At 51.0% G+C, this 13,405-nt stretch carries 18 protein-coding genes; 16 read left to right on the top strand and 2 right to left on the bottom strand.

Annotated features, from left to right (window positions below; genetic code table 11):
* Positions 1-95: 95 nt before the first annotated feature.
* From kefG to slyD, 4 genes are all read left to right on the top strand, one after another.
* Positions 96-647 carry a glutathione-regulated potassium-efflux system ancillary protein KefG gene (kefG, locus tag E6P06_RS25385; RefSeq protein WP_003023629.1) on the top strand — a complete coding sequence of 184 codons (552 nt, stop codon included), beginning with the start codon at positions 96-98 and terminating at the stop codon, positions 645-647.
* Entirely contained in the window at positions 647-2,452 is a 1,806-nt protein-coding gene (kefB, locus tag E6P06_RS25380) for a glutathione-regulated potassium-efflux system protein KefB (protein ID WP_003023630.1), read from the top strand. Before kefG ends, kefB begins: the two co-directional genes overlap by 1 nt.
* A gap of 9 nt (positions 2,453-2,461) precedes the next feature.
* Positions 2,462-2,662, top strand: coding sequence for a YheV family putative zinc ribbon protein (locus tag E6P06_RS25375; RefSeq protein ID WP_003023632.1), 201 nt, complete (start codon positions 2,462-2,464; stop codon positions 2,660-2,662).
* Positions 2,663-2,756: 94 nt separating this feature from the next.
* Positions 2,757-3,362: a peptidylprolyl isomerase gene (gene slyD, locus E6P06_RS25370; protein WP_003023634.1), complete on the top strand. Its 606-nt coding sequence runs from the start codon at positions 2,757-2,759 to the stop codon at positions 3,360-3,362.
* Between the two features lie 198 nt (positions 3,363-3,560).
* Here slyD and E6P06_RS25365 read toward each other — a convergent pair whose 3' ends face one another.
* A complete protein-coding gene (locus tag E6P06_RS25365) occupies positions 3,561-3,779 on the bottom strand; it encodes a protein SlyX (RefSeq protein ID WP_003023639.1) in 219 nt (72 codons plus the stop codon).
* A gap of 232 nt (positions 3,780-4,011) precedes the next feature.
* On the opposite strand from E6P06_RS25365, the gene fkpA reads away from it, so the two are divergent.
* The 11 genes from fkpA to bfr all read left to right on the top strand — a co-directional run bounded on the left by fkpA (position 4,012) and on the right by bfr (position 12,219).
* Positions 4,012-4,830 carry an FKBP-type peptidyl-prolyl cis-trans isomerase gene (fkpA, locus tag E6P06_RS25360; protein ID WP_003023641.1) on the top strand — a complete coding sequence of 273 codons (819 nt, stop codon included), beginning with the start codon at positions 4,012-4,014 and terminating at the stop codon, positions 4,828-4,830.
* Between the two features lie 167 nt (positions 4,831-4,997).
* Positions 4,998-5,720 carry a transcriptional regulator gene (locus E6P06_RS25355; RefSeq protein WP_003023643.1) on the top strand — a complete coding sequence of 241 codons (723 nt, stop codon included), beginning with the start codon at positions 4,998-5,000 and terminating at the stop codon, positions 5,718-5,720.
* Positions 5,720-6,106, top strand: coding sequence for a sulfurtransferase complex subunit TusD (gene tusD, locus E6P06_RS25350; protein WP_003023646.1), 387 nt, complete (start codon positions 5,720-5,722; stop codon positions 6,104-6,106). Before E6P06_RS25355 ends, tusD begins: the two co-directional genes overlap by 1 nt.
* On the top strand, positions 6,106-6,465 hold the full coding sequence (tusC, locus tag E6P06_RS25345) for a sulfurtransferase complex subunit TusC (RefSeq protein ID WP_003837966.1): 360 nt from the start codon (positions 6,106-6,108) through the stop codon (positions 6,463-6,465). The genes tusD and tusC overlap by 1 nt, the downstream gene beginning before the upstream one ends.
* Before the next feature lie 7 nt (positions 6,466-6,472).
* Positions 6,473-6,760 carry a sulfurtransferase complex subunit TusB gene (gene tusB / locus E6P06_RS25340; RefSeq protein WP_003023651.1) on the top strand — a complete coding sequence of 96 codons (288 nt, stop codon included), beginning with the start codon at positions 6,473-6,475 and terminating at the stop codon, positions 6,758-6,760.
* Between the two features lie 125 nt (positions 6,761-6,885).
* Positions 6,886-7,260 carry a 30S ribosomal protein S12 gene (rpsL, locus tag E6P06_RS25335; protein WP_003023654.1) on the top strand — a complete coding sequence of 125 codons (375 nt, stop codon included), beginning with the start codon at positions 6,886-6,888 and terminating at the stop codon, positions 7,258-7,260.
* 95 nt (positions 7,261-7,355) lie between these two features.
* Positions 7,356-7,826 carry a 30S ribosomal protein S7 gene (gene rpsG / locus E6P06_RS25330; protein WP_003023657.1) on the top strand — a complete coding sequence of 157 codons (471 nt, stop codon included), beginning with the start codon at positions 7,356-7,358 and terminating at the stop codon, positions 7,824-7,826.
* 96 nt (positions 7,827-7,922) lie between these two features.
* Positions 7,923-10,037 (top strand): elongation factor G, encoded by a 2,115-nt coding sequence (gene fusA, locus E6P06_RS25325; RefSeq protein WP_003023659.1) that lies wholly within the window; start codon positions 7,923-7,925, stop codon positions 10,035-10,037.
* A gap of 69 nt (positions 10,038-10,106) precedes the next feature.
* Complete coding sequence (tuf, locus tag E6P06_RS25320; protein WP_003031109.1) at positions 10,107-11,291, top strand: elongation factor Tu; 1,185 nt, start codon at positions 10,107-10,109, stop codon at positions 11,289-11,291.
* Between the two features lie 185 nt (positions 11,292-11,476).
* The gene (gene bfd, locus E6P06_RS25315; RefSeq protein ID WP_003031111.1) at positions 11,477-11,671 is read left to right on the top strand and encodes a bacterioferritin-associated ferredoxin; all 195 of its coding nucleotides are present in this window, start codon (positions 11,477-11,479) and stop codon (positions 11,669-11,671) included.
* A gap of 71 nt (positions 11,672-11,742) precedes the next feature.
* On the top strand, positions 11,743-12,219 hold the full coding sequence (bfr, locus tag E6P06_RS25310; RefSeq protein ID WP_003031113.1) for a bacterioferritin: 477 nt from the start codon (positions 11,743-11,745) through the stop codon (positions 12,217-12,219).
* On the opposite strand, the gene E6P06_RS25305 is transcribed toward bfr, so the two are convergent.
* Positions 12,216-12,683: an A24 family peptidase gene (locus E6P06_RS25305; protein ID WP_121572063.1), complete on the bottom strand. Its 468-nt coding sequence runs from the start codon at positions 12,681-12,683 to the stop codon at positions 12,216-12,218. The two genes, bfr and E6P06_RS25305, sit on opposite strands and share 4 nt — an antisense overlap.
* Positions 12,684-13,062: 379 nt before the next feature.
* Between E6P06_RS25305 and rpsJ the strand changes: the two genes are divergently transcribed.
* The gene (rpsJ, locus tag E6P06_RS25300) at positions 13,063-13,374 is read left to right on the top strand and encodes a 30S ribosomal protein S10 (RefSeq protein ID WP_001181005.1); all 312 of its coding nucleotides are present in this window, start codon (positions 13,063-13,065) and stop codon (positions 13,372-13,374) included.
* Positions 13,375-13,405 lie beyond the last annotated feature (31 nt).

Here is a 13,405-nt window from a genome sequence, read left to right as displayed (position 1 = left end):
ATGATAATGTAATGTGCGGGCCGTTTGCCGCACCGAGGCGCAATGGTAGCCCAAAACGTCGAAAATAGACAAAAGACAAAACCGGGAGGGGGATGATGTTCCAGCCAGCGAAAGTCTTGCTGCTGTATGCCCATCCGGAATCTCAGGACTCGGTCGCGAACCGTGTTCTGCTTAAACCGGCCATGCAGCTCAGCAATGTTACCGTGCACGACCTTTACGCGCACTATCCTGATTTTTTTATCGATATTCCGCATGAGCAGGCGCTGCTGCGTGAGCATGATGTGATTGTTTTTCAGCACCCACTCTATACCTATAGCTGTCCGGCGCTGTTAAAGGAGTGGCTTGACCGCGTACTGAGCCGTGGATTTGCCAGCGGTCCCGGGGGGAATCAACTGGCGGGAAAGTACTGGCGTAGCGTTATCACTACCGGAGAACCGGAAAGTGCCTACCGCTATGACGCGCTAAACCGTTATCCAATGAGCGATGTGCTGCGCCCTTTCGAGCTGACGGCCGGTATGTGCCGCATGCACTGGATGAGCCCTATTATCGTTTACTGGGCCAGAAGGCAAACGAAGCAGGAGCTGGACAGCCATGCGAAAGCGTATGGTGACTGGCTGGCGAATCCGATCCCTGTGGGAGGCCGCTGATGGAAGGTTCAGATTTGTTGACAGCCGGAGTGTTGTTCCTCTTCGCAGCGGTGGCGGCGGTACCGTTGGCATCGCGGTTGGGTATCGGCCCGGTGTTGGGATACTTGCTGGCGGGTATTGCCATCGGCCCGTGGGGATTAGGGTTCATCAGTGATGTGGATGAAATCCTGCACTTTTCCGAGCTGGGCGTAGTTTTTCTGATGTTCATCATTGGGTTGGAACTTAACCCGGCCAAGCTGTGGCAACTGCGGCGTTCAATTTTTGGCGTCGGCGCCGCGCAGGTGATGCTGAGCGCGGTGGTGCTGGCCGGATTATTGATGCTCACTGCGTTCTCCTGGCAGGCGGCAGTGGTTGGCGGCATTGGTCTGGCGATGTCATCGACCGCGATGGCGCTACAGTTGATGCGCGAAAAAGGCATGAACCGCAGTGAATCCGGGCAGTTGGGTTTTTCGGTGCTGCTGTTTCAGGATCTGGCGGTGATCCCTGCGCTGGCGCTGGTTCCGCTGCTGGCGGGGTCTGCTGACGAACATTTTGACTGGATTAAAGTGGGAATGAAGGTGCTGGCCTTTGCCGGCATGCTGATTGGCGGGCGCTATTTGCTGCGTCCGGTTTTCCGCTTTATTGCGGATTCTGGCGTGCGGGAAGTGTTCACCGCTGCCACGCTGCTGTTGGTGCTGGGTTCTGCTTTATTTATGGATGCGCTGGGGCTGTCAATGGCGCTGGGAACGTTTATCGCGGGCGTGCTGCTGGCGGAAAGTGAATACCGACACGAGCTGGAAACGGCAATCGATCCTTTTAAAGGACTGTTGCTCGGGCTGTTTTTTATCTCCGTTGGCATGTCGCTCAATCTCGGCGTGCTCTACACCCATATTCTGTGGGTGGCAGCGAGTGTGATCGTGCTGGTGGTCGTAAAAATGCTGGTGCTGTATGTACTGGCGCGTCTTAACGGCATGAGAAGCTCTGAACGGATGCAATTTGCCGGGGTTTTAAGTCAGGGCGGTGAATTCGCTTTCGTGCTGTTTTCAACGGCATCCTCGCAACGGCTGTTTCAGGGCGACCAAATGGCGTTGCTGCTGGTGACCGTCACGCTGTCGATGATGACCACGCCGCTGGTGATGAAGTTGATTGATAAATGGCTCTCCCGCCAGTTTAACGGCACGGATGAGGAAGACGAAAAACCCTGGGTGGAAGATGATAAACCGCAGGTGATTGTAGTGGGGTTTGGGCGTTTTGGTCAGGTTATTGGTCGCCTGTTGATGGCCAATAAAATGCGTATTACCGTCCTGGAGCGAGATATCAGCGCGGTGAATCTGATGCGCAAATATGGCTATAAGGTCTACTACGGTGACGCCACTCAGGTGGAACTGTTGCGCTCCGCAGGGGCAGAGGCGGCACAGTCTATTGTTATTACCTGTAATGAGCCTGAAGACACAATGAAACTGGTGGAACTGTGCCAACAGTATTTTCCGCATTTGCATATTCTTGCGCGAGCGCGCGGACGTGTAGAGGCGCATGAGTTATTACAGGCCGGTGTGACGCAGTTTTCCCGCGAAACGTTCTCCAGTGCGCTGGAGTTGGGGCGTAAAACGCTGGTTACACTGGGGATGCATCCGCACCAGGCCCAGCGTGCTCAGCTGCATTTCCGTCGGCTGGATATGCGCATGCTGCGGGAACTGATCCCCATGCATACCGATACGGTACAAATCTCTCGAGCAAGGGAAGCACGGCGCGAGCTGGAGGAAATTTTCCAACGAGAGATGCAGCAAGAGCGACGTCAGCTGGATGGCTGGGATGAATTTGAGTAGAGGATAATCATGGCAATTCGTAAACGTTTTATCGCAGGCGCAAAATGTCCGTCCTGCCAGTCGCAGGATACGCTGGCGATGTGGCGTGAAAATAATATCGATATTGTTGAGTGTGTTAAGTGCGGTCATCAGATGCGGGAAGCCGATAAAGAGGCGCGCGAGCACGTTCGCAAAGAAGAGCAAGTGATCGGGATTTTTCATCCGGACTAGCGATATGGCGCAGCTTTTTTTAAGCTAGAGGGTACACAGGTGCAGAATTCCGCTACAATCTGCGCCACTATTCTTTCCATGCTCAGGAGATATCATGAAAGTAGCAAAGGACCTGGTGGTCAGCCTGGCCTATCAGGTACGTACAGAAGACGGTGTGTTGGTTGATGAGTCTCCGGTGAGTGCACCGCTGGACTACCTGCATGGTCACGGTTCCCTGATTTCTGGCCTGGAAACAGCGCTGGACGGTCATGAAGTTGGCGACAAATTCGATGTTGCTGTTGGCGCAAACGACGCATACGGTCAGTACGACGAAAACCTGGTGCAGCGCGTTCCTAAAGACGTCTTCATGGGCGTTGACGAACTGCAGGTTGGCATGCGTTTCCTGGCTGAAACTGACCAGGGTCCAGTACCGGTAGAAATTACCGAAGTGGAAGACGACCACGTTGTGGTTGACGGTAACCACATGCTGGCTGGCCAGAATCTGAAATTCAACGTAGAAGTTGTTGCTATCCGCGAAGCGACCGAAGAAGAACTGGCTCACGGCCACGTTCACGGTGCGCACGGTCACGACCACGATCATGACCACGGTCATGACGGTTGCTGCGGTGGACACGGCCACGACCATGGTCACGAGCACGGCGGCGAAGGCTGCTGCGGCGGTGGCGGTAAAGGTAACGGCGGCGGCTGCGGTTGCCACTAATACCCTTCGTCTTTCAACCCACAGCGGTGTTGGCTGCGCTTTCGAATCCTGGTCACATAGTTATCTATGCTCCCAGGACTTCCTCAAGCTTGCCGCCTTGCTGTGATTTGAAATCCTTTGGGTATATGTGAGTAGATCCGATAAGCGTTAGCGCTTTCGGACACAAAAAAAGCGGGGATATCCCCGCTTTTTTACGTCTCAATAATGTGGCGGAGGGGTCTCTTCAGATTGCGACGCGATGTGGGACGGTTGCGTTGCTTTGAGCTTTTCCGTCAGCAGACGCAGATGGTCGCGCAGTTTGGCCATTTCCAGTTCATGCGCGGTCACCGTCACGTTGAGCTCTTCAATGGTTATCTCCTGAAATGCCAGGCGACTTTCCAGTTCAGCCAGGCGAGTTTCCATTGTTGTATCCTGCATGATTCACCTCTTTCTTTTTTCTCCGGCAGATCGCGGACTGCGGCGAATTCTACTTAACTTTGCCTGTTTGCACAGCACTCAATCTTCGGTAACGAAACTAATTTAAACAAAAAGAGTCTGAAAAGTGGTGATAATAGGGCGTGCCTGTATGTTGATTTGTTCTGCAACGCTTTATAGTACATTTTTATGTTAGTTAACCCTGGGGTGAGATGCCCCGGCCCTGGAGATATGGATGAAATCACTGTTTAAAGTAACGCTGCTGGCGACCACAATGGCTGTTGCTCTGCATGCCCCGATCACCTTCGCTGCTGATGCTGCGAAACCAGCCGCTACTGCTGACAGCAAAGCAGCATTCAAGAATGACGACCAAAAAGCCGCTTACGCGCTGGGCGCGTCCCTGGGTCGTTATATGGAAAACTCTCTGAAAGAGCAGGAAAAGCTGGGCATCAAACTGGATAAAGATCAGCTGATCGCTGGTGTTCAGGATGCGTTTGCAGACAAGAGCAAACTGTCTGACCAGGAAATCGAACAAACTCTGCAGGCGTTTGAAGCGCGCGTGAAGAGCTCCGCTCAGGCAAAAATGGAAAAAGACGCGGCTGACAACGAAGCCAAAGGTAAAGTTTACCGCGAGAAATTTGCTAAAGAGAAAGGCGTTAAAACCTCGGCTACTGGCCTGGTCTACAAAGTAGAGAAAGAAGGTACCGGCGCTGCACCGAAAGACAGCGATACCGTGGTTGTTAACTACAAAGGTACGCTGATCGATGGTAAAGAGTTTGATAACTCTTATACCCGTGGTGAGCCGCTCTCTTTCCGTCTTGACGGCGTGATCCCGGGCTGGACTGAAGGCCTGAAAAACATCAAGAAAGGCGGCAAAATCCAGCTGGTTATCCCACCGGATCTGGCTTACGGCAAAACGGGCGTTCCGGGCATTCCGGCCAACTCTACGCTGGTCTTTGATGTTGAACTGTTAGACATCAAACCGGCACCGAAAGCTGACGCGCAGCCAGATGCTGCACCGGCAGATAAAGCTGCAGACAGCAGCAAAAAATAAGCTAACAGAAACCGCCGCCCACAGGGCGGCGGTTTTTTATTATCGACAGGATATAATTAATACTGGAAAGCGCCTTGTGCGCTGTATTACTTTAGATGCCCCTATAATAGTGATGAGCCTGCCCTGACAACATAACGACAGGCTCCTGAAAAGGAGTGCTTTTTTTCATGTCCAGGTCGCTTTTAACCAACGAAACCAGTGAGCTAGATTTGCTGGATCAACGTCCTTTCGATCAAACCGACTTCGATATCCTCAAATCCTACGAAGCGGTAGTGGACGGGTTGGCGATGCTCATTGGTTCCCATTGTGAAATCGTATTGCACTCTTTGCAGGATTTGAAATGCTCGGCCATCCGCATTGCTAACGGTGAACACACGGGCCGTAAAATTGGCTCACCGATTACTGACCTTGCGTTGCGTATGCTGCATGATATGACGGGTGCGGATAGCAGCGTGTCGAAGTGTTACTTCACACGTGCGAAAAGCGGTGTCTTGATGAAGTCGGTGACGATTGCCATTCGCAACCGTGAGCATCGCGTGATTGGTCTGCTGTGCATCAACATGAACCTTGATGTCCCTTTCTCGCAGATAATGAATACCTTTATCCCACCGGAAACCCCGGAAGTGGGCTCTGCCGTCAACTTCGCTTCTTCGGTGGAAGATCTGGTTACCCAGACGCTGGAATTCACAATCGAAGAAGTGAATGCCGATCGTAATGTTTCCAACAACGCGAAGAACCGCCAGATCGTCCTGAATTTGTATGAGAAAGGCATCTTCGATATTAAAGATGCCATCAACCAGGTCGCCGATCGGCTGAACATCTCCAAACATACGGTCTACCTCTATATTCGTCAGTTCAAAAGTGGCGATTTCCAGGGGCAAGATAAGTAATGCGTTTTGCCATCATGGTGACGGGGCCTGCGTACGGCACGCAGCAGGCGAGCAGCGCGTTGCAATTTGCTCATGCACTACTCAAAGAAGGGCATGAGCTAAGCAGCGTCTTTTTCTATCGTGAAGGTGTGTATAACGCCAACCTACTCACTTCGCCTGCCAGTGATGAATACGATCTGGTACGGGCCTGGCAACAGCTGAACCAACAGCATGGTGTAACACTGAATATTTGCGTGGCTGCGGCGTTGCGACGCGGCGTGGTTGATGAGACTGAGGCAAAGCGGCTGGGGCTGGCAGGAGCTAATTTACAATCAGGTTTTAACCTCAGCGGGCTTGGATCGCTGGCTGAGGCATCCCTGACCTGCGATCGCGTGGTGCAATTCTGATGAAACGTGTTGCTTTTGTCTTTTCTACCGTGCCGCACGGCAGCGCATCTGGCCGTGAAGGGTTAGATGCATTGCTGGCGACCTCTGCATTAACGGAAGATCTCGGTGTGTTTTTTATCGGTGATGGCGTCTTTCAAATCCTTCAGGGACAGCAACCGGATGCCGTGCTGGCGCGAGACTATATCGCGACCTTCAAACTGTTAGGGTTGTACGATATCGATCAATGTTGGCTCTGCGCTGCCTCATTACGCGAGCGGGGCCTTCAGCAGGGGAGTAATTTTGTGATCGATGCGACAGCGCTTGAACCGGAAGATTTACGCCGTGAGTTAGGCAACTATGACGTCATTTTAAGGTTTTGAGACTCTCATGCTGCACACACTACATCGCTCCGCGTGGCTTACCGATTTCTCCTCTCTTCTTCGTCTGATTGATAAAGACGATGAGCTTTTATTGCTCCAGGATGGCGTGACGGCAGCAATCGAAGGAAGCCGTTTCCTTGAAAGTCTGCAAAATGCCTCCATTAAGGTCTATGTACTGGAAGAAGACATTAAGGCTCGCGGGTTGAGCGGTCAAATTTCAGACAGTGTCGTCAGGGTTAGCTATACTGACTTCGTCAGACTTACGGTGAAGCATCCCAGCCAGATGTCCTGGTAATTGTGGGATCGTTGTATATTTCTTGACACCTTTTCGACACCGACCTAAAATTCTGCGTCCTCATATTGTATGAGGTCGTTTTATTACGTGTTTACGAAGCAAAAGCTAAAACCAGGAGCTATTTAATGGCAACAGTTAACCAGCTGGTACGCAAACCACGTGCACGCAAAGTTGCAAAAAGCAACGTGCCTGCGCTGGAAGCATGCCCGCAGAAACGTGGCGTATGTACTCGTGTATATACTACCACTCCTAAAAAACCGAACTCCGCACTGCGTAAAGTTTGCCGTGTTCGTCTGACTAACGGTTTTGAAGTGACTTCCTACATCGGTGGTGAAGGTCACAACCTGCAGGAGCACTCCGTGATCCTGATCCGTGGCGGTCGTGTAAAAGACCTCCCGGGTGTTCGTTACCACACCGTTCGTGGTGCGCTTGACTGCTCCGGCGTTAAAGACCGTAAGCAATCACGCTCCAAGTATGGCGTGAAACGTCCTAAGGCTTAATGGTTCTCCGTTAAGTAAGGCCAAACGTTTTATATTAATGTCAAACTAAACTCTTAGAGTTTTGGACAATCCTGAATTAACAACGGAGTATTTCCATGCCACGTCGTCGCGTCATTGGTCAGCGTAAAATTCTGCCGGATCCGAAGTTCGGATCAGAACTGCTGGCTAAATTTGTAAATATCCTGATGGTAGATGGTAAAAAATCTACTGCCGAAACTATCGTATACAGCGCGCTGGAGACCCTGGCTCAGCGTTCTGGTAAAAACGAACTGGAAGCTTTCGAAGTAGCTCTCGAAAACGTGCGCCCGACTGTCGAAGTTAAGTCTCGCCGCGTTGGTGGTTCTACTTATCAGGTACCAGTTGAAGTCCGTCCGGTCCGTCGTAATGCTCTGGCAATGCGTTGGATCGTTGAAGCTGCTCGTAAACGCGGTGATAAATCCATGGCTCTGCGCCTGGCGAACGAACTTTCTGATGCTGCAGAAAACAAAGGTACTGCAGTTAAGAAACGTGAAGACGTTCACCGTATGGCAGAAGCCAACAAGGCGTTCGCACACTACCGTTGGTAATCCCTTCGGAGTTTTAGTCACCAGGCGGGCGCTTCTAGTAAGCAGCCCGCTTTGGGCTACTTAAATTGAACGCCTAAAAGATAAACGAGGAATCAAATGGCTCGTACAACACCCATCGCGCGCTACCGTAACATCGGTATCAGTGCGCACATCGACGCCGGTAAAACCACTACTACCGAACGTATTCTGTTCTACACCGGTGTAAACCATAAAATCGGTGAAGTTCATGACGGCGCAGCCACCATGGACTGGATGGAGCAGGAGCAGGAACGTGGTATTACTATCACCTCCGCAGCGACTACTGCATTCTGGTCTGGTATGGCTAAGCAGTATGAACCGCATCGCGTAAACATCATCGACACCCCGGGGCACGTTGACTTCACTATCGAAGTAGAACGTTCCATGCGTGTGCTTGATGGTGCAGTAATGGTTTACTGCGCAGTTGGTGGTGTTCAGCCTCAGTCTGAAACCGTATGGCGTCAGGCAAACAAATATAAAGTTCCGCGCATTGCGTTCGTTAACAAAATGGACCGTATGGGTGCGAACTTCCTGAAAGTTGTTGGTCAGATCAAAACCCGTCTGGGCGCGAACCCTGTTCCGCTGCAGCTGGCAATTGGCGCTGAAGAAGCGTTCACCGGTGTTGTTGACCTGGTGAAAATGAAAGCCATCAACTGGAACGAAGAAGATGCAGGCGTAACCTTCACTTATGAAGATATCCCGGCTGACATGCAGGAACTGGCTGAAGAATGGCACCAGAACCTGATCGAGTCCGCTGCAGAAGCTTCAGAAGAGCTGATGGAGAAATACCTGGGTGGTGAAGAACTGACTGAAGAAGAGATCAAAAAAGCTCTGCGTCAGCGTGTTCTGAACAACGAAATCATCCTGGTAACCTGTGGTTCTGCGTTCAAGAACAAAGGTGTTCAGGCGATGCTGGATGCGGTAATTGATTACCTGCCATCCCCAGTAGACGTACCTGCGATCAACGGTATTCTGGACGACGGTAAAGATACTCCTGCTGAGCGTCATGCTAGCGATGACGAGCCGTTTGCTGCTCTGGCATTCAAAATCGCTACCGACCCGTTCGTGGGTAACCTGACCTTCTTCCGCGTGTACTCTGGTGTGGTTAACTCCGGTGACACCATCCTGAACTCTGTGAAAACTGCACGTGAACGTTTCGGCCGTATCGTACAGATGCACGCTAACAAACGTGAAGAGATCAAAGAAGTTCGCGCGGGCGATATCGCTGCTGCTATCGGTCTGAAAGACGTGACCACTGGTGACACTCTGTGTGACCCGGATCACCCGATCATTCTGGAACGTATGGAATTCCCTGAGCCGGTAATTTCCATCGCGGTAGAACCGAAAACCAAAGCTGACCAGGAAAAAATGGGTCTGGCTCTGGGCCGTCTGGCTAAAGAAGACCCGTCATTCCGCGTATGGACTGACGAAGAATCTAACCAGACCATTATCGCTGGTATGGGTGAGCTGCACCTCGACATCATCGTTGACCGTATGAAGCGTGAATTCAACGTTGAAGCGAACGTCGGTAAACCTCAGGTTGCTTACCGTGAAGCGATTCGCGCGAAAGTTACCGATATCGAAGGTAAACACGCTAAGCAGTCTGGTGGTCGCGGTCAGTACGGTCATGTTGTTATCGACATGTACCCGCTGGAGCCGGGTTCAAACCCGAAAGGCTACGAGTTCATCAACGACATCAAAGGTGGTGTAATTCCTGGCGAATACATCCCGGCCGTTGATAAAGGCATCCAGGAACAGCTGAAATCTGGCCCGCTGGCTGGTTACCCGGTTGTTGATCTGGGCGTGCGTCTGCACTTCGGTTCTTACCATGACGTTGACTCCTCTGAGCTGGCGTTTAAACTGGCCGCTTCTATCGCCTTCAAAGATGGCTTTAAGAAAGCGAAACCAGTTCTGCTTGAGCCTATCATGAAGGTTGAAGTAGAGACTCCGGAAGAGAACACCGGTGACGTAATCGGTGACTTGAGCCGCCGTCGTGGTATGCTTCGTGGTCAGGAATCCAACGTCACTGGCGTTGTTATCCATGCTGAAGTTCCGCTGTCTGAAATGTTCGGATATGCAACCCAGCTGCGTTCTCTGACCAAAGGCCGTGCTTCTTACTCCATGGAGTTCCTGAAGTACGACGATGCGCCGAACAACGTTGCTCAGGCCGTTATTGAAGCCCGTGGTAAATAATCCACAGGATTAAAACCTAAGTCCCGTGCTCTCTCCATAGGGGAGAGCACTATAGTAAGGAATATAGCCGTGTCTAAAGAAAAATTTGAACGTACAAAACCGCACGTTAACGTCGGCACCATCGGCCACGTTGACCACGGTAAAACTACCCTGACCGCTGCAATCACTACCGTACTGGCTAAAACCTACGGCGGTGCTGCTCGTGCATTCGACCAGATCGATAACGCGCCGGAAGAAAAAGCTCGTGGTATCACCATCAACACTTCTCACGTTGAATATGACACCCCGACTCGCCACTACGCACACGTAGACTGCCCGGGCCACGCCGACTATGTTAAAAACATGATCACCGGTGCTGCGCAGATGGACGGCGCGATCCTGGTTGTTGCTGCGACTGACGGCCCGATGCCGCAGACTCGTGAGCACATCCTGCTGGGTCGTCAGGTAGGCGTTCCGTACATCATCGTGTTCCTGAACAAATGCGACATGGTTGATGACGAAGAGCTGCTGGAACTGGTAGAAATGGAAGTTCGTGAACTTCTGTCTCAGTACGATTTCCCGGGCGACGACACTCCGATCGTTCGTGGTTCTGCTCTGAAAGCGCTGGAAGGCGAAGCAGAGTGGGAAGCGAAAATCATCGAACTGGCTGGCTTCCTGGATTCTTATATCCCAGAACCAGAGCGTGCGATTGACAAGCCGTTCCTGCTGCCTATCGAAGACGTATTCTCCATCTCCGGTCGTGGTACCGTTGTTACCGGTCGTGTAGAGCGCGGTATCATCAAAGTTGGTGAAGAAGTTGAAATCGTTGGTATCAAAGAGACTGCTAAGTCTACCTGTACTGGCGTTGAAATGTTCCGCAAACTGCTGGACGAAGGCCGTGCTGGTGAGAACGTTGGTGTTCTGCTGCGTGGTATCAAACGTGAAGAAATCGAACGTGGTCAGGTACTGGCTAAGCCGGGCTCTATCAAGCCGCACACCAAGTTCGAATCTGAAGTGTACATTCTGTCCAAAGACGAAGGCGGCCGTCATACTCCGTTCTTCAAAGGCTACCGTCCGCAGTTCTACTTCCGTACTACTGACGTGACTGGTACCATCGAACTGCCGGAAGGCGTAGAGATGGTAATGCCGGGCGACAACATCAAAATGGTTGTTACCCTGATCCACCCGATCGCGATGGACGACGGTCTGCGTTTCGCAATCCGTGAAGGCGGCCGTACTGTTGGTGCGGGCGTTGTTGCTAAAGTAATGAGCTAATTATTGATTAATTAGCTTTGAGCTTAAAAAGGGCGCTTCGGCGCCCTTTTTGTTGCCTGCAATTTAGTAGCTGTCATATTTATTCGCATTTTTTATTCATTCTCCCGCCGCGTAAATAGCGTTGTGCTATTGTAATCATAACTATTCTCATTTACACTTTGCACAGAAATTGAACTGGAGCGATCATGTACGTTTGTTTGTGTAATGCGATAAGTGACAAAAAAATACGTCAGGCTGTTCGACAGTTTCACCCTCAGTCCTTTCAGCAATTACGTAAATTTATTCCTGTAGGAAATCAATGCGGTAAGTGCATTCGTGCTGCCCGTGAAGTCATGCAGGATGAGTTAACGCAAATGCCAGAATTTAAAGAGATCGCCTAAGTCACACTCTTTTTTTTGACATCCCTGTAGCCCCATCTACGCTCTAAGAGTGGAAGCGGAGGGACTATAAAATGAAAGGTGATGTTAAAATCATAAATTATCTCAATAAACTATTGGGAAATGAGCTTGTCGCGATCAACCAGTATTTTCTCCATGCTCGTATGTTTAAAAACTGGGGACTGACTCGCCTCAATGATGTTGAGTACCATGAATCTATCGATGAGATGAAACACGCTGATAAATATATCGAGCGTATTTTATTCTTAGAAGGGCTCCCGAACTTGCAGGATCTTGGCAAGTTGGGTATTGGCGAAGACGTTGAAGAGATGCTGCAATCCGATCTTCGACTCGAGTTGGATGGGGCGAAAGATCTGCGTGAAGCCATTGCCTATGCCGATAGCGTTCATGATTATGTCAGCCGGGACATGATGATCGAGATCCTGACTGAGGAAGAAGGGCATATTGACTGGCTCGAAACTGAGCTGGACCTGATTGCAAAACTTGGCTTGCAAAATTATCTGCAATCGCAAATTAAAGTCAGTGACTAACCGCCCTGTATCAGATTTACCCAGCCAATAACGAAACCCGCAGCCGCCAGATATGGCCCAAAAGGCAGCGGGTTTTTTAGCATCTGTCTCCCGTAACGGATGCAAGAAATCCCGGCGAGACAACATGCCATGCCCGCGGCAAGTAAAACCAACAGTGGTAATGATTCCCAGCGATGCCATGCGCCCAGTGCGGCAAGGAATTTGACATCACCAAAACCTAATCCTTCCTGTCGGCATATCAAACGATACCCCCAGTAGAACAAAGCAAATACCCCATAGCCCGCTACGGCACCCCAAAGCGCGTCGGATAACTGTGCAGGTCTGCAGCACTGATGATAAATAAGACCGCCCCACAAAAGAGGGCAGGTAAATTTGTCGGGCAGCAACCCGGTACGCAGGTCATGGACTAAGAGCAACCCTGATAGCGAAACATAAATCAGCAGAAAGGGGAGGTCGATGTACATGGGTAAATCTCATTTGGTAAAGAGTTTACCTTCGGGTAAGCACGCCGGCCCTACAAGTCCGGGATGTGAGTTATGGATGCTCTCTTCCAAGGAAAACGCGTTGCATCACAGGACATACAATCAGAGTGGAAGGAGGCCCGCATTTATGAACGAGTGATTAATTTCTACGCGGCACTTGCTTAAGACTGAGATTTACGTATAATGCGCGGGCTTGTCTAATATTGACAGCGGTTCGATATGAGCCACCGGTACTGCGAAAGCAATACCAGACAATGTTCCCAATCGGGGAACTCTGTAAGAACGGTTACACTCTCCCATCAATCGTAATGGGTTTGAGGAGTAACTATTTCGTCTATAAAATAATTGGAGCTCTGGTCTCATGCAGAACCAAAGAATCCGTATCCGTTTGAAAGCGTTTGATCATCGTCTGATCGATCAATCAACCGCGGAAATCGTCGAGACTGCCAAGCGCACTGGTGCGCAGGTTCGTGGTCCGATCCCGCTGCCGACCCGCAAAGAGCGTTTCACCGTTCTGATCTCCCCGCACGTCAACAAAGACGCGCGTGATCAGTACGAGATCCGTACTCACAAGCGTCTGGTTGACATCGTTGAGCCAACTGAAAAAACCGTTGATGCTCTGATGCGTCTGGACCTGGCTGCCGGTGTAGACGTGCAGATCAGCCTGGGTTAATCAGGTCATCGAGCGATTGAGAGGTTGATAC

The sequence above is a fragment of the Citrobacter sp. CF971 genome, from assembly GCF_006385635.1.
GTDB classification, from domain to species: domain Bacteria; phylum Pseudomonadota; class Gammaproteobacteria; order Enterobacterales; family Enterobacteriaceae; genus Citrobacter; species Citrobacter freundii.
The sequence above is the reverse complement of the archived record's forward strand: the minus strand, read 5'-3'. Positions and strand labels throughout refer to the sequence as shown.